The organism is Janthinobacterium sp. 35 (assembly GCF_002754575.1).
GTDB lineage: Bacteria > Pseudomonadota > Gammaproteobacteria > Burkholderiales > Burkholderiaceae_D > Janthinobacterium > Janthinobacterium tructae.
In genome coordinates this window covers 1,497,531-1,519,397 of record NZ_PEFN01000001.1, presented here as the reverse complement: position 1 = coordinate 1,519,397, position 21,867 = coordinate 1,497,531, and the positions used below count along the sequence as shown (strand labels likewise).

The 21,867-nt window shown below is 62.0% G+C and carries 22 protein-coding genes and 1 tRNA gene; 12 read left to right on the top strand and 11 right to left on the bottom strand.

The window, feature by feature from the left end; genetic code table 11:
• Positions 1-11: 11 nt before the first annotated feature.
• A complete protein-coding gene (locus CLU93_RS06810) occupies positions 12-926 on the top strand; it encodes a LysR family transcriptional regulator (protein ID WP_099760497.1) in 915 nt (304 codons plus the stop codon).
• A gap of 21 nt (positions 927-947) precedes the next feature.
• On the opposite strand, the gene CLU93_RS06805 is transcribed toward CLU93_RS06810, so the two are convergent.
• From CLU93_RS06805 to CLU93_RS06795, 3 genes are all read right to left on the bottom strand, one after another.
• Positions 948-2,033, bottom strand: coding sequence for a porin (locus CLU93_RS06805; protein WP_099760496.1), 1,086 nt, complete (start codon positions 2,031-2,033; stop codon positions 948-950).
• A gap of 34 nt (positions 2,034-2,067) precedes the next feature.
• Entirely contained in the window at positions 2,068-3,423 is a 1,356-nt protein-coding gene (locus tag CLU93_RS06800; RefSeq protein ID WP_099760495.1) for an MFS transporter, read from the bottom strand.
• A 96-nt stretch (positions 3,424-3,519) separates the two neighbouring features.
• Positions 3,520-4,743: a benzoate/H(+) symporter BenE family transporter gene (locus tag CLU93_RS06795; RefSeq protein WP_373629874.1), complete on the bottom strand. Its 1,224-nt coding sequence runs from the start codon at positions 4,741-4,743 to the stop codon at positions 3,520-3,522.
• A gap of 275 nt (positions 4,744-5,018) precedes the next feature.
• Here CLU93_RS06795 and CLU93_RS06790 point away from each other — a divergent pair, with 275 nt between their 5' ends.
• Positions 5,019-6,416 carry a GntP family permease gene (locus tag CLU93_RS06790; RefSeq protein WP_099760494.1) on the top strand — a complete coding sequence of 466 codons (1,398 nt, stop codon included), beginning with the start codon at positions 5,019-5,021 and terminating at the stop codon, positions 6,414-6,416.
• Between the two features lie 29 nt (positions 6,417-6,445).
• Here the strand turns inward: CLU93_RS06790 and CLU93_RS06785 are convergent, their stop codons facing one another.
• From CLU93_RS06785 to CLU93_RS06770, 4 genes are all read right to left on the bottom strand, one after another.
• Positions 6,446-7,366, bottom strand: coding sequence for a hypothetical protein (locus CLU93_RS06785; protein WP_143451717.1), 921 nt, complete (start codon positions 7,364-7,366; stop codon positions 6,446-6,448).
• An 88-nt stretch (positions 7,367-7,454) separates the two neighbouring features.
• On the bottom strand, positions 7,455-7,814 hold the full coding sequence (locus tag CLU93_RS06780) for a hypothetical protein (protein ID WP_099760492.1): 360 nt from the start codon (positions 7,812-7,814) through the stop codon (positions 7,455-7,457).
• An 89-nt stretch (positions 7,815-7,903) separates the two neighbouring features.
• Positions 7,904-7,980: transfer RNA gene (locus tag CLU93_RS06775), tRNA-Pro, on the bottom strand.
• Positions 7,981-8,034: 54 nt separating this feature from the next.
• Entirely contained in the window at positions 8,035-10,137 is a 2,103-nt protein-coding gene (locus CLU93_RS06770) for an AsmA family protein (protein ID WP_099760491.1), read from the bottom strand.
• Positions 10,138-10,277: 140 nt separating this feature from the next.
• Here CLU93_RS06770 and CLU93_RS06765 point away from each other — a divergent pair, with 140 nt between their 5' ends.
• Genes CLU93_RS06765 through arsH form a run of 3 tightly spaced genes read left to right on the top strand, consistent with a single transcriptional unit; the run spans position 10,278 to position 11,798 of the window.
• Entirely contained in the window at positions 10,278-10,631 is a 354-nt protein-coding gene (locus tag CLU93_RS06765) for an ArsR/SmtB family transcription factor (protein WP_243420127.1), read from the top strand.
• A complete protein-coding gene (arsC, locus tag CLU93_RS06760) occupies positions 10,628-11,050 on the top strand; it encodes an arsenate reductase (glutaredoxin) (RefSeq protein ID WP_096234005.1) in 423 nt (140 codons plus the stop codon). The genes CLU93_RS06765 and arsC overlap by 4 nt, the downstream gene beginning before the upstream one ends.
• 10 nt (positions 11,051-11,060) lie before the next feature.
• On the top strand, positions 11,061-11,798 hold the full coding sequence (gene arsH, locus CLU93_RS06755; protein WP_099764270.1) for an arsenical resistance protein ArsH: 738 nt from the start codon (positions 11,061-11,063) through the stop codon (positions 11,796-11,798).
• 61 nt (positions 11,799-11,859) lie between these two features.
• Here arsH and ispB read toward each other — a convergent pair whose 3' ends face one another.
• Positions 11,860-12,849 (bottom strand): octaprenyl diphosphate synthase, encoded by a 990-nt coding sequence (ispB, locus tag CLU93_RS06750; protein ID WP_099760490.1) that lies wholly within the window; start codon positions 12,847-12,849, stop codon positions 11,860-11,862.
• Between the two features lie 304 nt (positions 12,850-13,153).
• Here ispB and rplU point away from each other — a divergent pair, with 304 nt between their 5' ends.
• The 5 genes from rplU to proB all read left to right on the top strand — a co-directional run bounded on the left by rplU (position 13,154) and on the right by proB (position 16,570).
• Positions 13,154-13,465: a 50S ribosomal protein L21 gene (rplU, locus tag CLU93_RS06745; protein WP_038500602.1), complete on the top strand. Its 312-nt coding sequence runs from the start codon at positions 13,154-13,156 to the stop codon at positions 13,463-13,465.
• Positions 13,466-13,505: 40 nt separating this feature from the next.
• Positions 13,506-13,778, top strand: a complete 273-nt coding sequence (gene rpmA / locus CLU93_RS06740; protein WP_010395157.1) for a 50S ribosomal protein L27 — start codon at positions 13,506-13,508, stop codon at positions 13,776-13,778.
• A 113-nt stretch (positions 13,779-13,891) separates the two neighbouring features.
• Positions 13,892-15,001 (top strand): GTPase ObgE, encoded by a 1,110-nt coding sequence (gene obgE, locus CLU93_RS06735; RefSeq protein WP_096234008.1) that lies wholly within the window; start codon positions 13,892-13,894, stop codon positions 14,999-15,001.
• Positions 15,002-15,013: 12 nt separating this feature from the next.
• The gene (locus tag CLU93_RS06730) at positions 15,014-15,424 is read left to right on the top strand and encodes a hypothetical protein (RefSeq protein ID WP_099760489.1); all 411 of its coding nucleotides are present in this window, start codon (positions 15,014-15,016) and stop codon (positions 15,422-15,424) included.
• Between the two features lie 27 nt (positions 15,425-15,451).
• Complete coding sequence (gene proB, locus CLU93_RS06725) at positions 15,452-16,570, top strand: glutamate 5-kinase (protein WP_099760488.1); 1,119 nt, start codon at positions 15,452-15,454, stop codon at positions 16,568-16,570.
• Between the two features lie 126 nt (positions 16,571-16,696).
• Here proB and nth read toward each other — a convergent pair whose 3' ends face one another.
• From nth to CLU93_RS27845, 3 genes are read right to left on the bottom strand one after another with little or no spacing between them, the layout of a single operon-like run.
• Positions 16,697-17,344 (bottom strand): endonuclease III, encoded by a 648-nt coding sequence (nth, locus tag CLU93_RS06720; protein ID WP_034782448.1) that lies wholly within the window; start codon positions 17,342-17,344, stop codon positions 16,697-16,699.
• Entirely contained in the window at positions 17,341-18,075 is a 735-nt protein-coding gene (gene rsxB, locus CLU93_RS06715) for an electron transport complex subunit RsxB (RefSeq protein WP_099760487.1), read from the bottom strand. Before rsxB ends, nth begins: the two co-directional genes overlap by 4 nt.
• Complete coding sequence (locus tag CLU93_RS27845) at positions 18,072-18,395, bottom strand: hypothetical protein (RefSeq protein ID WP_143451716.1); 324 nt, start codon at positions 18,393-18,395, stop codon at positions 18,072-18,074. Before CLU93_RS27845 ends, rsxB begins: the two co-directional genes overlap by 4 nt.
• Positions 18,396-18,438: 43 nt before the next feature.
• Here CLU93_RS27845 and CLU93_RS06710 point away from each other — a divergent pair, with 43 nt between their 5' ends.
• Both CLU93_RS06710 and CLU93_RS06705 read left to right on the top strand, forming a co-directional pair.
• Positions 18,439-19,179 (top strand): substrate-binding periplasmic protein, encoded by a 741-nt coding sequence (locus tag CLU93_RS06710; protein WP_099760486.1) that lies wholly within the window; start codon positions 18,439-18,441, stop codon positions 19,177-19,179.
• 126 nt (positions 19,180-19,305) lie between these two features.
• The gene (locus CLU93_RS06705; RefSeq protein ID WP_099760485.1) at positions 19,306-21,852 is read left to right on the top strand and encodes a TonB-dependent receptor plug domain-containing protein; all 2,547 of its coding nucleotides are present in this window, start codon (positions 19,306-19,308) and stop codon (positions 21,850-21,852) included.
• Positions 21,853-21,867 lie beyond the last annotated feature (15 nt).

The following is a 21,867-nucleotide window of genomic DNA, read 5'->3' as shown; positions in this document are numbered from 1 at the left end:
AAAAGGTATATATGGAGCTGCGTCACCTGCGTTATTTCGTTGCCGTCGCGGAAGAGAAGAATTTCACGCGGGCCGCCGAGCGCCTGCATATCGCCCAGCCGCCGTTAAGCCGCCAGATCCAGCAGCTGGAAGAGGAACTGGCAGTGCAGCTGATCGAAAAGGGATCGCGTCCCTTGCGCCTGACCGAGGCGGGACGCTTCTTTTATGCGCATGCGCAGGAGCTGCTGGCCAAGGCTGCCGACCTGAAGACGATGACCCAGCGCGTGGGCAAGATCGAGCGCACCTTGTCGATCGGCTTTGTCGCCTCTACCCTGTATGGCCTGCTGCCGGAGATCGTGCGGCGCTTTCGCGAACGCTATCAGGCGGTGGAGATCAGTTTTCACGAGATGACCACGATGGAGCAGCTGCAGGCATTGAAGGAAGGCCGTATCGATGTCGGCTTCGGCCGCCTCAAGCGCGAGGATGCCGCGATACGCCGCATCGTGCTGCGCGAGGAGCCGCTGATCGTGGCGCTGCCCATGGGGCACCGGCTCGCCGCGCAAGCAGGGCCGCTGAAGATGAACGACCTGCTGCACGACCCGCTCATCGTCTATCCGAAGTCACCCCGGCCCAGTTTTGCCGACCAGGTGCTGGCCACCTTCAGCGACCGCATGATCGTGCCGGAACAGGTGATCGAGGTGCGCGAGCTGCAGATCGCCATCGGCCTGGTGGGCGCCGGCCAGGGCATTGCCATCGTGCCCGACAGCCTGCAGGGCATGAAGCGCAACGACGTGGTGTACCGCGCCATCGACGACCGGCGCGCCGTATCGCCCATCATCTTCAGCGTGCGGCTGATGGACCGCTCGGAAGAACTGTCCAACATGCTCAGCGTAATCTATGAGATCTACGACGCCTGCAAGCTGCCCCACGTCAAGGAAGAACTGTAGCCCGACGTGGGGAGGCACCGTTTAGAACGCGTGGCGCACGCCCATCAGCACGCCGGACTGATTCAGCCCCGCGCCCACGGTACCGCCGGCATCGAGGGCGATGGCGGCACCGCCCTTGTTCTGCATGCGGCCCAGGGAGGCGTGGACGGCCGTGCGCTTGGACAGGTAATAGGTGGCGCGCAGCACCGCCAGATTGGATGCCTTCGGGCTGTCCTTGACGTCCAGGCGCGACAACTGGCCGTCGAGCTGCCACGGGCCGTCGAAGGTGTAGGACGCGCCCAGGTAATACAGGCCCAGGCGGCTGTCGCTGGCCGCATCGATGCGGCGCTCGATGGCGCCGCCGCCGATCTTGGTTTGTCCCAGCACCGCGTAGCCATTGAGCGAAATGCGCCGGTCGGTATCGGTTGCGCGCACCAGCCCGTTGGCCGCGCCGGGGCCGCCGCGCAACTGGTCGTACGAGGCCGAGGCGCCCCATGTCCTGGTATCCCAGGCCAGCATGCCCGTCACCTGGCGGCAGGCGCGCACATTGCCGGGCACTTCACCCGCGCAGCCGGTGGCGGCCGGCCCGCCCGCCGAAGATGCATCGCGCCCGAAACTGTAAGTGGCGCCCACCGTCAATTCCTTGAACACGCCCAGGTAGCCGATGGCGTTGTCGCTGCGCGCATTGGGCAGGTACAGATCGAGGCTGCTGATGCTGAAGATGTTGGGCCCGATGATGTCCGACCTGGCGGTGGCGAGGAAGGTCATGTTCACTTGCCGGCCCAGCATCAGCTGGCCGTAGGCATTTTTCAGGCCGACATAGGCGGCGCGGCCGAACAGGCGGTTGCCCTGGCCCGTTGTGCCCGTGTCGGCGCCGATGCCCGTCTCCAGTGCAAAGAGTGCCTGCATGCCGCCGCCCAGGTCTTCGCTGCCGCGAAAGCCGATGCGCGAGGGCAGCGAGGCCGTCAGCGACGGCATCTTGACGATGCTGTCGCCGGCGGCATTGGCATTGGTGGTGTAGGCCATGCCCAGGTCAAGCAGGCCGTACATGGTTACTTGCTGGGCGTGTGCACCCGTGCTCAGGCATCCTGCCGCGATCAATGCCGTGCAGGCGATGGTGTTGTTCATACTGGTCTCCGTTGTTGTCGTGATGTAGTGGTGCTTATGGTTGAACGGCGCGCGCGCGTGGCGGCATCGCCGGTGCCGCTTGCACCGAGGCCGAACGGCCATGGCGTATCAGCGATACGGCGATGACGGCGATGGCCGCAGGGATGGCGATGGCCATGAAATTCTGTTCCAGCGGCAGCGCCATGCCGACCAGGGTACCGATGGCGATGGGTGCCAGGATGGCGCCGCTGCGGCCCACGCCCGAAGCCCAGCCGATGCCGGTCGAACGGATCGCCATCGGATAGAACTGGCCCGCATAGGCATAGGTGACGATCTGCGTGCCGATGGTCGAGGCGCCGGCCAGGCCCACCAGCAGGAACAGCAGTTCGGTCGGCACCTTGAAGCCAAGCAGGGTAATCGATACGGCAGCCAGCGCGTACATGCCCATCAGCACATACTTGATGTTGAAACGGTCCGCCAGCCAGCCGCCGACGACGGCGCCGATGACGGCGCCGAAATTCAGCACCAGCACGAAGGTCAGGGCCGAACCGAGGCTGTAGCCGGCGCTGGCCATCAGCTTGGTGAGCCAGGAGCTGAGCGCATACACCATGAACAGGCACATGAAAAAGGCGATCCAGAACATCGCGGTGCTGAAGCCGCGCCCATCTTGGAACAGTTTGCCGATGGGCGCGCCCTCGGCGCGATCCTGCGCGGGCAGGGCGAAGCGGTCGCCCGCATCGGGACGATACGACGGCTCCATGCGCGCGACGATCTGCTTGAGTTCATCGAGGCGGTTTTCGCGGATCAGGAAGGGCATCGATTCGGGCAGCGTTTTCAGGATCACGGGTATCAGCAGCACGGGCAGGCCGGCGGCCAGGAAGACGGACGACCAGCCATAGGTTTCCAGCAGTCCCTTGCCCAGCAGCGCCGCCAGCATGCCGCCCACGGCATAGCCGCTGAACATCAGGGTGACCATGGTGGCGCGGATTTTCTTCGGCGAGTATTCCGTCATTTGCGCCACCACATTGGGCATCACCCCGCCGATGCCCAGCCCTGCCAGGAAGCGCATGGCGCTGAAGGTGTACGGGTCGTGCGTGAAGCCCGCCGCCGCCGTGAAGACGCTGAACAGCGCGATGCAGATGGCGATCGCTTTGCGCCGTCCGATACGGTCGGCGATGGTGCCGAGGAAGATGGCGCCAAACATCATGCCGAACAGCGCGGAACTGACCATGAAGCCCGCGTTTTGCGCTGTCACGCCCATGTCCTTCATGATCGAGGGCAGGGCGATGCCGGCCACGGCCAGGTCATAGCCGTCGCAGATGATGATGAGGGCGCACCACAGCAGCACTCCGGCATGGAAGCGGTTGAAACGGGCCTTGTCGGATAATTCGTGTACGTCGATATGTCGCATGATGCAAGTCTCCTGGGTGTTGTTGTGGGTTGTGGAGGGCCAGCCGCGCGGCCGGATGGGCGTGCGGGTGTGGTGAAGGGAAGTACGGGATGTGCGTCAGGAGGGGCGCGCGGCCTGCCGCCGCCCGGCATGCAGGAGCCAGCAGGCCAGCATGCCGATCAAAATGCCCCAGAAGGCCGAGCCCAGGCCCAGGAAACTCATGCCCGAGGCGGTGGCAAGGAAGGTGATGACGGACGCTTCGCGGTGGTCTTCGGCCGCCGCGATGCCGGCGAGGTTGACGGTGATGGCGCCCAGCAGTGCCAGGCCGGCCAGGGTGGCCACCAGTTCGCGCGGCAGGGCGGCGAACAGCATCACCAGCGAGCCGCCGCACAGGCCGGCGAGCAGGTAGAACAGGCCGTTGGCCACGCCGGCGATGTAGCGCCGCGCGGGATCGTCGTGCGCATCGCGTCCCGTGCACATGGCCGCGGTGATGGCGGCGATGGCGATCGTGATGCCGCCTGCGCAGGCCACGGCCAGCGAAGCGATGCTGCTGGCCGTGAGGATGGGGCGCACCGGGCTGTCATAGCCGGCCCCGCGCAGCACGGCCATGCCGGGCAGGTACTGGCCGGTCAGGGTGGTCAGCACCAGCGGCAGCGCCAGGCTGAAGGTGCCGGCCCACGACCAGGTGGGCGCGATGAAACGCGGCGTGGCCAGCTCCAGGGTGATGCCGCCAAAGTGCGTGTGGCCGCCGGCCCAGGCCAGCAGCGCGCCGCTGAGCAGCAACAGCACGATGCAGTAGCGCGGCAGCAGGCGCTTGAACACCAGGTAGGCGGCGATCATGCCGCAACTGAGGAGTGGCAGCGAGCCGATGGATTTGAAGGCATTCAGGCCAAATGGCAGCAAGATGCCAGCCATCATGCCGCTGGCAATGCCTTTGGGGATGAGCGCCATCAGACGGTCGAACTGGCCCGTCACGCCGATGGCCAGCAGGATCAGCGCGGCCGTCAGGTACGCACCCACCGCTTCGCTGACCGGCATGGCGGGAAACAGGGTGATCAGGAGCGCCGTGCCGGGCGCGGACCAGGCCGTGATGACGGGGAGGCGCAGCTTCCAGCTGAGGAAAATGCCTGCCAGCCCCGCGCCGATGGAAATGCCCCAGACCCAGGAGGCAAACATGGCGTTGCTCATGTGTGCCGCCTGGGCCGCCTGGTAAAAAATCGCCAGCGGACCCGCATACGACACCAGCACGGCCATGAATCCGGCGGCCACGGCTGATACTGACCAGTCGGCCAGACGCAGCCCGCCGGCGGCTTGGCCACCGTCGCGCGGTTCCGGCTGCAGGCTGGCTGCGTGCTGCTGTGGTTTTATGCTTTGCGGCAAGATATCACCCTGACTGTTATCTGATATATGCAGAATAGATAACCAGGGCAATGGCGTCCAACACCGATTGGGTATCCATTCGATACTTAAAAGGTATGCGTCTCGCCGGGGCGGGAAATATGTCCGGGACGTTGCACCTGCGGAGAAATTGATATTACCAATAGGAAATCAGTACAAACCATGATACTTTTTGCATGGTTGTTGAACGATAAATTTTCCACAGAGGTCCGAACGACATGTCTTTTCTGATAGTGCTGGCCGCCCTGGCCTTCCTCATGCTGGCCGCCTACCGTGGCTACAGCGTGATCCTGTTCGCCCCCGTGGCCGCGCTGGGCGCCGTGCTGCTGACCGACGCGTCGGCTGTAGCGCCTGTCTTCAGCGGCATCTTCATGGAAAAGATGGTGGGCTTTATCAAGCTCTACTTCCCCGTGTTCCTGCTGGGCGCCGTGTTCGGCAAGCTGATTGAACTGTCCGGCTTTTCCCAGTCCATCGTGGTGGCCGCCATCCGCTACATCGGCCGCTCGCGCGCCAATGCCGTGATCGTGGCCGTGTGCGGCGCCCTGACGTATGGCGGCGTATCGCTGTTCGTGGTGGTGTTTGCCGTGTATCCGTTTGCGGCCGAACTTTACCGCCAAAGCAACATCCCCAAGCGCCTGATGCCGGGCGCCATCGCCCTCGGTGCCTTCAGCTTCACCATGGACACCTTGCCCGGCACGCCGCAGATCCAGAACATCATTCCCACCACCTTTTTCCAGACCACGGGCTGGGCCGCGCCCTGGCTGGGCACCATCGGCGCCGTGCTGACGGTGGCAACGGGCCTGGCCTACCTGGAATGGCGGCGGCGTTCGGTGATGGCCAGCGGCGAAGGCTATGGCGGCGATACCGAGCCGGTCGCCCCGGCCGACCCGGCGAATCTGCCGTCGCCGCTGCTGTCGCTTGCGCCGCTGTTGCTGGTGGGTGTGGCCAATTTCCTGCTGACGCATGCGATACCGCGCTGGTATGGCGCCAGCCACATCATCACCAGCGATGAGCTGCCGGGCCTGCATGCGCCCGTGACCACCTCGATCAGCGCCGTGGTCGGCATCTGGGCCGTCGAAGGGGCCTTGTTGCTGGGCATTTTGCTGGTATGCGCCACGGCCTTCCGGCGCATCAAGGATTCCTTTGCCGAAGGCACGAAAACCGCCGTCGGCGGCGCCTTGCTGGCAGCCATGAATACGGCCTCCGAATATGGCTTCGGCGGCGTCATTGCCGCGCTGCCCGGTTTTATCGCCGTCAGCAATACGCTGCGCAGCGTGCCCGACCCGCTGGTCAATGCGGCCGTCTCGGTGACGGCTCTGGCGGGCATCACGGGGTCGGCCTCGGGTGGCATGAGCATCGCGCTGGCCGCCATGTCCGACAGCTTCATCGCCGCCGCGCACCAGGCCCACATTCCGTTGGAAGTGATGCATCGCGTGGTGGCCATGGCCAGCGGCGGCATGGACACCTTGCCGCATAACGGCGCCGTCATCACCCTGCTGGCCGTAACTGGCCTGACGCACCGGCAGTCCTACCGCGATATTTTCGGCATCACCGTGATCAAGACGGGCGTCGTGTTTTTGGTGATTGCTACTTATTATCTGACCGGACTGGTGTGAGTCATCGGTTTGAGTGCGTCAGGATTGCGCTAGGGTTGAGGGCGATTGATTGCTGGAACATGATCGACAACTTGTACGGTTAATTCGCCTATCGGCACTCGCTGTGTAGAACCGCTGACCGGCTCGAACAGCACGATAGCAGCAGGTGTCGAGACGACCACCCGACCAATTGCCACCCGGGTTGCATCCTTGAAAAGCGCAACGCAGTTGGCTGTCGAGATGACAGGCACATTCTTTTTTCGAGGGGTGGAGAATACCTGCAGCAACGCTGCATGCGCTCTGACGGGCTCGCAAGTGGCTGGGCTAATTACAAACTTCCTGAAGTAGAGGGTTCCCAGTTGTATGCCAAATATGGGGACGATGGAAATCAGGATCACGGTGAATAGGAGACCACCGGCAACCAACAATGGACTAATGAATATGAATCCGCCCAATAAGCCTGATTTGATCACCTCCTTGGCCAGCAAGCGGCCGCTTGAGTCATGTTTGGTCGGGCGCCAAAAATAGCGCCAGAAACTATTCGGTCCCATGAGTGTTTTGGCTTGGCGGGTTGCTGAGTAAAGCGGGCCGCATATAAAAATGAACATGCCCGCTGTCGCCACAAGGCCGATTGGCCAAGCCTGTTCAAGCATCGGCTGCCATTTGATTGCATCGATTCCCAGAACCACGGAAATCATGGCGTAGACCGATAAGCCGAGGAGATCCAATACGGATGTATAGACTGTTTGGTGTGGTATGCCAAATGTCGTTTCAACCGCCATGGCGACGCCATAACCAAGCAATGTAAGAGTCAGACTGATGGCCGAAATGATCGTGATACCCCATGTAATGCTGTTGCTGGCCTTCTTGACAGCGTTGCTATTGTCACGTGACAGCCTGGTGCGCATGGCGCCAGATGCCGTACGCTTGCCTTGATTTACCTGATGTGTTCTTGTCATGCTTGGGCGCATTATCATGCTCCTTGTTGGGGCGCTAGCCTGCGGCGCGGCGTCTGTTTCCTGACGCCGGCGTTGACTGCTCCGGCTGCTTTGGTGACGATTACCATGGCATGCCTCTCAAGGCTTGTCCCAATTGCTGCAGGAAGATCAAGAACCGCACCACGACAATGAGTGTTGCAATAAAAATCAATCCATACTGCTCACCCATTGTGATTCGGCCTGATTTTTGCAGCTTGAACGATGCCCAAAGAAACAGGCACAGTGCGACGCACGCAAGCGGGATTTTCAGGGGCCTGTCGTTGAAATCAGGCACGCTGATGCCTGTGAATATCCCAATTAACTCAGTCGGGTGATCGATCAGGAGCAGGAAAAAGGCGAGGATCGGGAGAAATCCGATGAGCAGCCCAAGCAGATATGCTTTCTTCTTACTTGCTGCTTGCTCTGGCAACTGATTCATCATGGCATTGACGCCTTCTCAGAAAGTTACATCGCCCAACGAGCTGATTTGTGACGCGAAGTCAGAGAGGTTCTGACGGCATGTGACGGTGCTGGTCGGGGTGAGAGGATTCGAACCTCCGGCCTCTGCGTCCCGAACGCAGCGCTCTACCAGGCTGAGCCACACCCCGCTTTCCTTCATTACAGCAGATGGCGGGGCGGCTTTCAAGCGGCTGCGTCAAGGCCTATTTCGTTTTCTGCTGGGCCTTCTTGATCTCCGCTTCGCTGACTTTTTTTGCCGGTGCATTCGTCGCCGGTGAAGTGGGCGCCTTGCGCGTGGCGTTCGCTTGCGCCATGACGGCGGCGCAGTCCGTGTCGGGGGCTTTGTCGACGTTGACCAGCGGCAGCAGGGCGGCCAGCGGCGTGACGATGGTGGCCAGCGCCACGGCGGCGCCGGCTTTCAGGGCCAGCGGGCCTTTTTGCGGGCCCACGTCCGGATTCTTGAACGTGCCTTTTGCGTACAGCGGCGTGCGCAGGGTGATGATGCGGGCGCCCTTGGTACGGGGGCGCACGTCGAGGTCCAGGGTTTCGCTTGCCAGGTTGACGTTGCCCGTGACATTCACGACGGCCGTGTCCGTGTCGAGCACAAAGCGGCGCACGTCGGCCTGGCCATTCGTCACGGAAAAATCGCTGGCCAGGCAGTTCAGATGCACTTGCTTGTCGCCAAAGATTTTCACGAAGACGGCATTGGCCAGGTTCAGGCCGGCCAGTTCCAGCATGAACTGGCTGACGGAGCCTTCGCTGACAGTGGCCGCCAGCTCGCCATTCGCACTGGCCAGCATGGCGGACACGGAATTGCCGTGGCCCGTGAGGGCCGCGTCGCCATACACTTCGCCGAAGCTCGCTTGCATCGATTGCAGCTTGGGAAACAGTTCGCGTATCTTGAGGTGGCGCGCCGCCACCTTGGCTTGCGCGGCGATGGTCTTTTGACGGCCGTCGAGCGTGATGTTCGATGTGATGGCGCCACCGGCCATGCCAAAGTTGAGCGGCGTCAGACTCAGTACCTTGTCTTTCATGTGGATGTTGGCGACGACGTCGTTGAGCGGGATGTCGTGCGTGCGCACCAGTTTCTTGCCCGTAAACTTCACGTCAGCGTCGAGCGCATTCCATTTGGCCGTGTTGAACTGTTCCACGGGCAAGGCTTTGTTATCGGGTTGCACGGGTGCCTTGCCGCGCGCCTGTTTTTGTGCATTGCTGTCGGCACCGATGGTGGGGCCCAGGTCTTCCAGGCGCAACTGCTGCGACGTCACTTCGCCGCGCAGCAAGGGACGCGGCTGGCGCGGTAAATAGTGCAGGGTGCCGGCCAGGTCGCTCTGGCCCACCGTGCCCTTGAAGTTTTGGTACGTCCAGCTCCAGCTGGCGCCATCCTTCTTGCCCAGCAAGCGGCCCTTGGTGGCGTAGTCCGGCGTTTCCGGCAGCAACACGCCCGTCAGCGGGTACAGGTCGGCCATGCTGGCGCCAGCCAGGCTCAACTGCAAATCGATGCCGGACAGCGAGCGCGGGTCCGTCAGGGTGCCGGCGATGCTGGCCTTGTTCTTGCCCAGCACGGCGTGCGCCTGCACGGGATAGACGGTGTTGTTGTCGGTCAAAGACAGCACGGCGCCGGCCTTGCCGCCGCCCGTCACGGGCGCCTTGCGGTAGCTGCCGCCCAAGGAAAATTTGATGCCGTATTTTTCCACGGGGGCGCTGCCTGGCGCGTCGCCCGGCGTGGCGTCGGGCGCCGTCGAGCTGACCTTGGCGCGCAAGTCCAGCGCGATGCCCTCGTCGAGGTAACGGATGGCGCCGTCGCCAAAGGCCATGCGCTGGATTTCCACCTCCCATGCGGAAGGGCCGTTATCCTTCAAGGTCCAGCTGTTGCTGCCATCGGCGCGCCGCTGCAGGGCAATGTTTGGCGCCTCGAGCGCCAAGTCCGTCAGCACGACGCGATGCTGCAACAGGGGCAGTGGATGGAGGGCCACGTCGATGCGTTTCGCGCTGGCCAGTTGCGGGCCGGCCGTGGCCCAGTCCGGGTTGCTCATGCGTACGTCCTGCGCGCTGATGACAGGGCGCGGCACATAGCGGCGCCAGCCCGACTCCGTTTTGAGGCCTTGTTTCCATTTTACTTGCAGGTCACCGGCGATGACGAAGCTGCGGCCCGTGCTTTCCGACACTTTCTCGTTAATGTAGGGGCGGGCGCGGTTCCAGTCGAAGGTCAGCACAAGGATGACGAGGGTGACGAGGAGGGCGATCAGGGCCAGCAGGGCGGCCAGGCTCCAGCCGAGGATTTTCAGGGGTGTCGAGCGTGTCATGGGATGCCAATCGCAGTGATTTGTCATCAAGGTAGACCGATAGGCCATATCAGTCGGTGCGCTGGGTTACGTACGCATCGCGATTGCTGGCATTGATTCCATAATTCGATTATTATTGAAGTATGGAAAATGAAAACGCAATGACACTGCAAGCGGGGCCGCTGACGAGCACGGCCGCCATCGCGGCGCTGGCCGCGCTGGCGCAGGAATCTCGGCTGGCCGTGTTCCGCCTGCTGGTGCAGACGGGGCCGGAGGGCATGGCCGCCACGAAAATCGCCGAGGCGCTGGCCATTGCGCCATCGTCGCTGTCGTTTCACCTGAAGGAACTGGCGCACGCCGATCTGGTGACGGCGAGCAAGGCGGGCCGCTCCATCATCTATGCCGCGAACTATGCGGGCATGAACGGCTTGCTGGCATTTCTGACCGAAAACTGCTGCGCTGGCGCGCCTTGCTGCGTCAGCGAACCACAATTACTGAAGGAAACGACGACATGACGATCACCATTTATCACAACACGGCGTGCGGCACCTCGCGCAATACCCTGGCCCTGATCCGCAACACGGGCGTCGAGCCCGTCATCATCGATTACGTCAAGCATCCGCCATCGCGCGAGGAACTGGTCGACCTGATCCAGCGTGCTGGCCTGTCCGTGCGCGCGGTGATGCGCGACAAGGGCGCCCTGTACGACGAGCTGGGCCTGGCCAATCCCGAGCTGAGCGATGCGGCCCTGCTCGATGCCATGCAAGCCCATCCTATCTTGATCAACCGCCCCATCGTCGTCACGGAACTCGGCGTGCGCCTGTGCCGGCCGTCGGAAAAAGTGCTGGAGATCCTGCCGCTGCCGCAGCAAGGAGCCTTTGCCAAGGAAGATGGCCAGGCCGTGGTGGGCGCCGACGGCAAGCCGGTGGCCTGAGATGGACGAGCTGGCCAATGAGTTACCGAATATCAGCGCCGCGCACCTGGATGTGCCGGATCTGGACAAGCTGGCGCCAGCGCAGGTGTCCACCCACGCGCCGCGCATCCTGCTGCTGTACGGCTCCTTGCGCGAGCGCTCGTACAGCAAGCTGCTGACCCTGGAAGCGGAACGTATCCTGCGCCATTTTGGCGCCGAGACGCGCGTGTTCGATCCGCATGGCTTGCCCATGGTCGACAGCGTCTCGCCCGAGCATCCGAAAGTGCAGGAGCTGCGCGCGCTGTCGCTGTGGTCGGAAGGGCAGGTCTGGTGCAGCCCCGAGCGGCATGGCGCCGTCACGGGCGTCTTTAAATCGCAGATCGACTGGCTGCCGCTGGAAACGGGCAGCGTGCGGCCCACACAGGGACGCACCCTTGCCGTGATGCAAGTGTCGGGTGGTTCGCAATCGTTCAACGCCGTCAACGGCTTGCGCGTGCTGGGACGCTGGATGCGCATGGTCACCATTCCGAACCAGTCGTCGGTGGCCAAGGCGTATCAGGAATTCGACGATGCGGGCCGCATGAAACCGTCGCCGTATTACGAGCGCCTGGTCGATGTGATGGAGGAATTGTACAAATTCACCCTGCTGGTACGCGATCGCCGCGATTACCTGGGCAGCCGCTACAGCGAACGGCTGGAGGCTGAGCCGGCCATCGTGCAGGCATTGGCGGGCGCGGCGATGGAGCACGAACGCAGCAGCGGCAAATAAGCGGCGCATAAAGAAAACGGCGCCAGTGGCGCCGTTTTTTATTGCTGATAGTGAAACGCGATCAGTGATTGCGGTCCACGGCAAACGAGCACAGTTGCAGCATGGATTGCTTGTAGACGCTGTCCGGCCAGCCGGCGATGGCATCGGCGGCGCGCTGGCCGGCGATTTCCGCCTGCTTGCGCGTGTAGTCGAGTGCGCCGCTGCTGGTGATGGCGGCCAGGATGGCGTCGAAATGCTGTTCATCGCCTTGCTCGATGCAGCTGCGCACCAGTTCGCGTTGCTCCGCCGTGCCGTTTTCCATCAGCCAGATCAGCGGCATGGTCGGTTTGCCTTCGCGCAGGTCGTCGCCCACGTTCTTGCCGATTTCGGTGGCGTCGCCTGCATAGTCGAGCACGTCGTCGATCAGCTGGAAGGCCGTGCCCAGCGAGCGGCCGTATTCGGCAGCCGCTTCGATATCGTCTTCGCTGGCGCCGGCGATCAGGGCGCCCAGCTGCGCCGACGCTTCGAACAGCTTGGCTGTCTTCGAGCGGATGACGTTCAGGTAGCTCTCTTGCGTCACGTCCGGATCGTGCATGTTCAGCAACTGCAGCACTTCGCCTTCGGCGATCACGTTGGTGGCGTCGGAGAGGATTTGCATGACGCGCATATTATTGAGCGACACCATCAGCTGGAACGAGCGCGAATGCAGGAAGTCGCCCACCAGCACCGAGGCCGCATTGCCGAACAGGGCGTTGGCCGTCTGGCGTCCGCGGCGCATCGACGATTCATCGACGACATCGTCGTGCAGCAGGGTGGCGGTATGGATGAATTCGACCACGGCAGCCAGTTCATGGTGCGCCGTGCCGCGATAAGCGTGGGCATTGGCCACCAGCAAAATCAGCACGGGACGGATGCGTTTACCGCCTGCACTGATGATGTATTCAGCGATCTGATTAATCAGAATCACGTCGGAGTGCAGTTTTTGGCGGATCACCGTATTGACTGCGTCCATATCGGCGGCAATCGTTTGCACGATGGTGTTTTGGTTAACGTGTTTGTTAGCGTCAGACAAGGCGAACCTGCATTAGATTGTGGGTGCGGCGATTATACGACATGGCTTGCGCGAACGTGATGTTTGCCGATGACTGCAGAGCAATTGTTTGACCTTGTTGGCACTGGCGCGCGCTTTTCTGTCCGCCTGGCGCAAGCCTGACATCATGGTCAGGTTGTCGACATACCACGATCATCAAGCTTTGTGAATAGTTTTTGACGCAATTTCTCAGTCCGTGTATAATCGCTGGTTCCCCCTGTTGTGTACGGCTTGCTTTGCGTGGCAGTGGGACAAATTCTTTCAACATTTGATGAGGTTTCAAATCATGTACGCGGTCATAAAAACCGGTGGCAAACAATACAAAGTTGTCGCTGGCGAAAAACTTAAAGTAGAACAGATACCGGCAGACATTGGTTCCGAAATCACCATCGATCAAGTTCTCGCAGTAGGCGCGGGCGACACCATTAAGTTTGGTGCGCCATTGGTCGAAGGTGCAACGGTACTGGTTACGGTTGTGGCGCATGGTCGCCATGATAAGGTCAAAATTTTCAAGATGCGTCGTCGTAAGCATTACCAAAAGCATCAAGGCCATCGCCAGAATTTTACCGAAATCCAAATCGTTTCGATCAACGGCTAATCGCCGCTGTTTGAATTAATCAGCTATCAAGGAGTCTTAAATGGCACATAAAAAAGGCGGCGGCACAACGCGAAACGGCCGTGATTCAGAATCAAAACGTCTGGGCGTTAAAGTCTACGGCGGCCAAGCTATCAATGCTGGCGGCATCATCATTCGTCAACGCGGCACGCCAGTGCGCGCCGGCGAAGGCGTAGGCATGGGCAAAGACCACACCTTGTTCGCGCTGATCGCGGGCAAAGTGAAGTTCGTTGTCAAAGGTGCTGGCTCGAAGCAATTCGTGACCGTTGTACCTAACGCAGCAGTACCAGCGTAATTCATCGCGGGGCGCCAGTTCGCTCCGCCGTGATCGCATGATGTAAGGCGCAAGCCTTCAATCGAAAGGCTCTGCCCAAGGTAGAGCCTTTTTAGTTTTATGGCGGCAAAATTATGAAGTTTATCGACGAAGCAAAAATCGAAGTCATCGCGGGCGATGGCGGCAACGGCTGCGCCTCTTTCTGCCGTGAAAAATTCCGGCCTTTTGGCGGTCCCGATGGCGGCGATGGCGGCAAGGGCGGCACCATTTGGGCAGTCGCCGACCGCAATATCAATACGCTCGTCGATTTCCGCTTCTCCAAAATGCACAAGGCTCGCAATGGCGAGCCTGGCCGTGGCGCAGATTGCTATGGCAAGGGCGCCGATGACATCCACCTGCGCATGCCGGTCGGCACCTTGATCATCGACAACGCGAGCGGCGAAATCCTGGCCGATCTGACCGAACACGGCCAGACCGAAATGCTGGCCAAGGGTGGCGAAGGCGGCTGGGGCAATATCCACTTCAAGTCCTCGACCAACCGCGCACCACGCCAAAAAGGCGAGGGCAAGGAAGGCGAACGCCGCGAACTGCGCCTGGAACTGAAAGTACTGGCCGATGTGGGCCTGCTGGGCATGCCGAACGCCGGCAAGTCGACGTTCATTTCGGCCGTCTCGAACGCGCGTCCGAAAATTGCCGATTACCCATTTACTACCCTGCACCCGAACTTGGGCGTGGTGCGCGTGTCGCACGAGAAGAGCTTTGTGATCGCCGATATTCCCGGCTTGATCGAAGGCGCTTCCGAAGGCGCGGGCCTGGGCCATCAATTCCTGCGTCACTTGCAGCGCACGGGTCTGCTGTTGCACATCGTCGACCTGGCGCCGTTTGAAACCAACGTCGATCCTGTCAAGGAAGCCAAGGCGCTGGTCAAGGAACTGAAGAAATATGACGAGTCGCTGGTCGACAAGCCGCGCTGGCTGGTGTTGAACAAGCTCGACATGGTGCCGGAAGAAGACCGCAAGAAGCTGGTGAAGGACTTCCTCAAGCGTTTCGCCTGGAAAGGTCCCGTCTTCGAGATCTCCGCGCTGAACCATCAGGGTTGCCCGGAACTGGTGAATGCGATTTATCAACATCTGGAAGCGAAGAAACACAGCGAAAGCCGTGCCGAAGAAACGCAGATGACCGAAGAAGCACGCGGTATCTCGTCGATCGACCCGGATGATCCGCGTTTCAAGATCCTCGATTAAGGTTGTATCCTGATGTCAGTACAGGCGGTCGCTGTCGCGTCTTCGCGCAAGCAAGCGTGGCAGCGCCGTGTATTGCATCTGATCGCGTATGCTTACGGGCTGAGCGTGGTCGCCTGCCTGCTGTTCGCCGATGAAATGGCGGCCGGCATGGGCATCTTCCTCAATGGCGTCAATGGCTACAGCCAGTTCTACGCCTCCCATGTCGGTGTCTGGGGCGCTACCGCGCTCCTGGCGCTGTTCGCAGCACGGCAGGGCGAACCGCCCATCCTCGGCGATATCACTGCAATGTTGGTCCTGGCGCAGCCCGCCGGCCGTTTGTACGCGGCCATCAGTTTCGGCTTGCCCCAGGGTTTTGTGTTGTTCATGTGCGCAATGGAGCTGACGGCGGGGCTGGCCTTGCTGCTGCTGCGTCCTGCGCGCTGACGTCTATTAAGTGAAGAGCGCCGCCCCATGGATTCCGTGATTCAAAAAGCTACCCGCATCATCATCAAAGTCGGCTCCTCGCTGGTCACCAACGATGGCCGCGGACTCGACCATGCCGCCATCGCGCGCTGGGCCGCGCAGATTTCCGGCTTGCGCGCGCTGGGCAAGGAAGTCGTGCTGGTGAGTTCCGGCGCCATCGCCGAAGGCATGCTGCGCCTCGGTTTCGAGCAGCGCCCCACCGATATCCACGAATTGCAGGCCTGCGCCGCCGTCGGCCAGATGGGCCTGGCGCAGATCTATGAAAGCAGCTTCCGCGCCCACCAGCTGGGCACGGCGCAAGTGCTGCTGACGCACGCCGACCTGGCAGACCGTGAACGCTACCTGAACGCCCGCTCCACCCTGACGACCCTGCTGCGCCTGGGCGTGGTGCCGATCATCAATGAAAACGACACCGTCGTCACCGATGAAATCAAGTTCGGCGACAACGATACCCTGGGCGCCCTGGTGGCCAACCTGATCGAGGCCGATGCGCTGGTCATCCTGACGGACCAGCACGGCCTGTTCTCGGCCGACCCGCGCAAGGACCCGAACGCCTACCTGATCACGCAAGGCGTGGCGGGCGATCCGGCCCTGGAAGCGATGGCCGGCGGCGCCGGCAGCAGCCTGGGGCGTGGCGGCATGCTGACGAAAATCCTCGCCGCCAAGCGCGCCGCCAAGTCCGGCGCCCATACGATCATCGCCTGGGGCCGTGACAGCGACGTGCTCAGTCGCCTGGCGCAGGGCGAAGCGATCGGTACGCAGTTGCTGGCACAAACGGGGCAGTTGACAGCGCGTAAGCAGTGGATGGCCGATCATCTGCACACGGCAGGCGCCGTCGTGCTGGACGCGGGCGCCGTGCAAAAGCTGCGCCAGGAAGGCAAGTCCCTGTTGCCGATCGGCGTGACGGGTGTGAACGGCGAATTCGGCCGCGGCGCCGTCATCACCTGCGTCGATGCCAACGGCGTACCCGTGGCGCGCGGCTTGTCCAACTACACGAGCGGCGAAGCGCGCCGCATCATGCGCAAGCCTTCCACCGAGATCGAGGCGATTCTCGGCTACATGGAAGGCCATGAGCTGATTCATCGCGATAATATGGTGTTGCTGTAGGTCGGATTAGCGCGTCGCGCGTAATCCGACAGCTCCACAGGCCAACAATGTCGTCGGATTACGGCGCCTTGCGCCTAATCCGACCTACGCAGCGACTCCATCGGCCCTATTCGGGCCGTTTTTTGCCTACACCACGGCCGGCATCGGCGACTTGTCCTTGTAATCGCACAGGTCGGCGATCATGCAGTTCCAGCATTGCGGCTTGCGTGCAGTGCATGTGTAGCGGCCGTGCAAGATGAGCCAGTGGTGGGCGTCGTGCAGGAACTCCTTGGGTATGAATTTCAACAGTTTTTGTTCGACGATATCGACATTCTTGCCTGGCGCGATGCCGGTGCGGTTCGAGACGCGGAAGATATGCGTGTCGACCGCCATGGTCGGTTCGCCAAACGCCGTGTTCATGACCACATTCGCCGTCTTGCGGCCCACGCCGGGCAAGGCTTCCAGCGAGGCGCGGTCGCGCGGCACCTCGCCGCCGTGCTGTTCCAGCAGGATCTGGCAGGTAGCGATGACGTTCTTGGCCTTGGTGCGGAACAGGCCGATGGTGCGGATGTAGCTGGCCAGCTCGTCAACGCCCAGCGCCAGTATCGTGGCTGGCGTATTGGCGACCGGATACAGCAAGCGCGTCGCCTTGTTGACGGACACGTCCGTCGCCTGCGCTGACAGCAGTACGGCGATCAGCAGCTCGAACGGCGTCGTGTAGTCGAGTTCCGTTTTTGGCGACGGATTGGCGGCGCGAAAGCGCGTAAAGATTTCCAGGCGTTTGGCAGCGTTCATGCGTCTTTTTTCGGCGTGGTGGGGGCGGGCGGTTCGGTCTGGGCGGCGGCGCTGGCGGCGGCCTTGGCGCGCGCGCGCTCCATGGCGGCGGCGATGATGGCGCGCTTGCGTTCCTTCTCCGCCTGTTCATCTTGTGTGACGGGCACTTCCTGTGTCACTTCCTGCATCTTGGCGACGGCCTTGGCGGCCAGGCGCGCGTCGTTGGCCTCGGCTTCGCGGCGCAGCCGCTGCGTGCGGAAATCGTGGCGCGCGCGCGCATCGTCGGCGTCCGCCTGGCTCCAGGCATCCCAGCCGGTGGCGTCGCCGCTGACGGGATACATCACGATGCAGTCGACGGGGCAGGGTGCCACGCACAGGTCGCAACCCGTGCACAGGCTGGTCACCACCGTATGCATCTGCTTGGCGGCGCCGACGATGGCGTCCACCGGGCAAGCCTGGATGCACAGGGTGCAGCCGATACACAGCGATTCATCGATGTAGGCGACAGATCGCGGACGTTCGAGGCCGTTGACGGGATTGAGCGGAATGACTTTTTTGCCCAGCAAGCCTGCCAGGCGCACGATGCCCTGGGCGCCGCCCGGTGGGCACTGGTTGATGTCGGCGCTGCCGGCGGCTATCGCTTCCGCATACGGGCGGCAGCCGTTGTAGCCGCATTTGGTGCATTGCGTTTGCGGCAGCAAGTCTTCGATCTGGTCGGCAAGTGAGGGAGGGGCAGAGTGCGGCACGGTCATCTTCGATACGGTAAAACGCCATTATCGGCCATCCGGCGCGCGCGCAAGTAAAAACCTGTTTCGCGAGAGGGATAAGGTGTGCCATGGCGAGCTGTTGCAGGCGCGCCGCAATCGTATTTTATTTCCTGCGGGAATGTCAAAGTGAAAATAAACAACTTTGCAATTTCTTTTTTTTGTGGGAGCATGGTTTTTATCAAGCCAGTAATCAAAAAAGCCGACCGCCAGTCCTGTTGCCGCGCCTGCATTGCAAGGCGCGCCAGGCCATAGGAGCCAAACATGCGTTTCCTCCGGACAGTTGGTTTGCCCTTCTGTTTGCTCATGCACTCTGCGTTTGCCCTTGCGCACGGGCAGGCCGGATCTCCTATGGCGGCGCCGGGCGCTGCCAGTTCGCGCATCGTCCGTTTCGCTGCGGAAGACTGGCCGCCCTTCATTTCCCATAGCCTGCCTGCCGATGGCATGTCGGGCGCCATGGTCAGCGCCGTCTTCGAACGCATGGGCTATGTCGTCAAATATGAGTATTTTCCGTGGAAGCGCGCCATGCAGTTTGGTTTGAGCAGTCCCCGCTACGCGGGCTTCCTGGCCGTCTGGCGCACGCCCGAGCGGGAAAAACTCTGCCACTTTTCTGTTCCGGTTGGCAACACACAGGGGGTGCTGGTCTATCTGAAGGAGGATGGCGTGCCCGGTAGCACCCTGGCCGAACTGGGCAAGCTGCGCATCGGCACCGTGGCCGGCTATTCGAATGGCGAGCAGTTCGATGGCATGGTGGCGCGTGGCGAACTGAGGACGGAAGAGGGCTTGAATGACGCCACGAATCTGAAGAAACTGTTCATCAAGCGATATCGCGTGATCGTCATCGAGCGCCACGTTCTGCAGCACTTGCTGATGGGACGCAACTTCAGCAAGGCCGAGCGTGAGCGCATCGCCATCATCGATACCGTCTTCAAGGAGCGCCCCGTGCATGTGTGCTTCCAGCGCACCGCAGACGGCGCGGTGCGGCAAAAGCGTTTCAACGAGGCGGCGCGCGATATCGATACGGCCCGGCTGGAACGCGATTACTGGAAGCGGCTCGACCAGAGCCTGGCGACGGCGCCACCGAATCCCTGAGCTATCGCGCCACTGTTGTTCGTTGCCAAAACGAAATATCTAAATACGAAACCATTCGTTCTTGTTTGTTTGTCCATCCTTTAGTCTGCAACCACTGTGTTGACGACTTTGAAAGGATGTTTTCGTATGCTGCAACTGATTCACAAGCACTACCCCGCACCCCGCCTGCGGCAACTGGCGCATGCCGTCTCGGTGGCCGTGCTGGCGCTGGCAGCGCCCGGCGTGGCGCATGCGCAAGCCGTGCTGGCTGCCGCCCCACTCGACGCCGTCATCGTCACGGGCGCGCGCGGCACGGGCCGCACGGTGGCCAACAGCGCCGCGCCCATCGACGTGATCAGCGCGCAGCAATTGCAAGCCACGGGCAAGTTGAACTTGCTCGATGCGCTGGACACGGCCTTGCCATCGTTTAACTTGCCGGCCCGCGTGCAGCCCGACCTGGGCAGCATCGTGCGCGCCGGGCAGCTGCGCAACCTCGACCCGTCGCATACGCTGGTGCTGGTCAACGGCAAACGCCGGCATACGACGGCCATCGTCAATGAGGATGGCTTTCCCGGTTCCGTCGCCACCGACCTGGCCCTGATCCCCACGGGGGCCATTGCCCGTGTGGAAATCTTGCGCGACGGCGTCTCGGCCATCTACGGCTCCGACGCCATCGCCGGCGTCATCAACATCATCCTGAAATCCGATGACAAGGGCAGCTTCAGCACCCAGCTCGGTTCCACCTACGAGGGCGACGGCACGAACGGTTCCGCGCGCATCGATGGCGGCATGCGTCTGGGCGAACACGGCTTTGCCCACTTCGGCGCCGAAGTCCAACGCCAGGGCATCGCCGTGCGCAATTTCGGCCTGAATCGCGCTTATCTGTCGTATCCGGCCGTGCGCAACAGCGATGGCCAGCTGGTCAAATTGGGACCGAACAATAGCTTGCCGGCCGGCGCCTCGCCGAACCCTGCCGAAGCGAACCGCAACAGCAATCCATGGCGCAATACGGGCGTGCCGCAAAGCACGACCGCCTCGCTCAGCGCGAACCTCGGCTATGACGTGTCGAACGCGGTGCAGCTGTACGGCTTCGGCACGTATGCCCACCGCAATGCCCGCTCGGCGCAGAATTTCCGCTTGCCCAATACCATTTTCAATAACAACAAAGGCTTGCTGTCCGTGTATCCCGACGGCTTCACGCCATATGAAACGACGAGCGAGAACGACTTTTCCTTGACGGGCGGCATCAAGGGCGAGACGGCGGGCTGGAGCTGGGATATCAGCAGCACCTACGGCCGTGACGATATCGACGTGGGCGTGGAGCACTCGGCCAATTACTCGCTGACCTATCCGGGTGGCAAAACCGATTTTGACATCGGCAACCAGCGCTACAGCCGCTCGACCACCAACGCCGACCTGCGCCGTCCCGTGCCGCTGGGCTTGAGCGAACCTGCCGACCTCAGCGTCGGTCTCGAGTATTCGCATGAAACGCAGCAGCGCAGCCCGGGCGAACCTGCTTCCTGGCAGGGCAGCGGCTCGTCGGCGCTGGCCGGCTACCTGCCCGTCGATGCGTCCGACACGGCGCGCCACAGCTATGCCGCGTATATCGGCCTGGGCGCCAAATTGACGCCGCAATGGCTGCTCGACACGGCCCTGCGTGCCGAAAAATATTCGGATTTCAGCAGCAAGACGACGGGGCGTTTATCTGCCCGCTATGACGTCACGCCCGCTGTGGCCGTGCGTGGTACCGTTAGCAATGGTTTCCACGCACCCAGCCTGGTGACGCAATCGTATTCGAATACGTCTGACCATGCGGGCGTGCCCTACACCCTGGCGCAGCCGAGCTCTGCTGCGGCGCGCGCCCTGGGCGCGCAAGCGTTGAAACCGGAAAAATCGACGAACCTGTCGGCCGGGCTGACCTTCAATCCTACGCCGACACTGCGCCTGGCCGTTGATGCGTATCAAATCAAGGTCAGCGACCGCCTGGGCGTGTCGTCGAACATCGGCATCGACCGCAGCTCGGGCGTGGCGCTTGACGGCAGCGGCCGGCCGTTGACGGCGGCGCAAGCGACCGTCATTGAAAACCTGCTGCGCTCGGCGGGTTTGACGGTAGGCAATGGCCTCGTCGCGCATTACTTTGCCAACGTGGGCGACACGCGCACGCGCGGCATCGATTTCACGGCGGAAGATGTGCTGCGCGTGGCCGAGGGCAAGCTGCGCTGGACGGCGGCGGCGAATCTCAACCATACGAGTCTGGTGGGCAAGGTGGCACTGCCAACGGTGCTGCAAGGCTTGCCGAATATCGGCACCCTGAGCAAGTCGGCCGAGTACGACTTGCTGTACCGCGCACCGCGCGACAAGGAGATCGTCACGCTGGCGTATGAAAAAGCCGGTTGGACGTTCAACCTGCGCGAGACGCGCTACGGCAAGCTCAAGCGCCTGAACGCCATCACGGGCGGCGATTATCAGCTGAAAGCCGCCTTCGTGACGGATGTCAGCGTCGGCTACGACGTCAGCAAGCGCATCAACGTGACGGTGGGCGCCAACAATGTCTTCGACCAGAAGCCCAGCCAGGTGCCGCGCGAAGCGCGCAGCGCGTCGAATCTGGCGCAGTACGCGGGGGCCTACGATAACTCGGGACCGCTTGGCGTTCTCGGCGGTTATTACTACGCGCGCGCCACAGTGCACTTTTGAGCCGCCTTCTCTTCA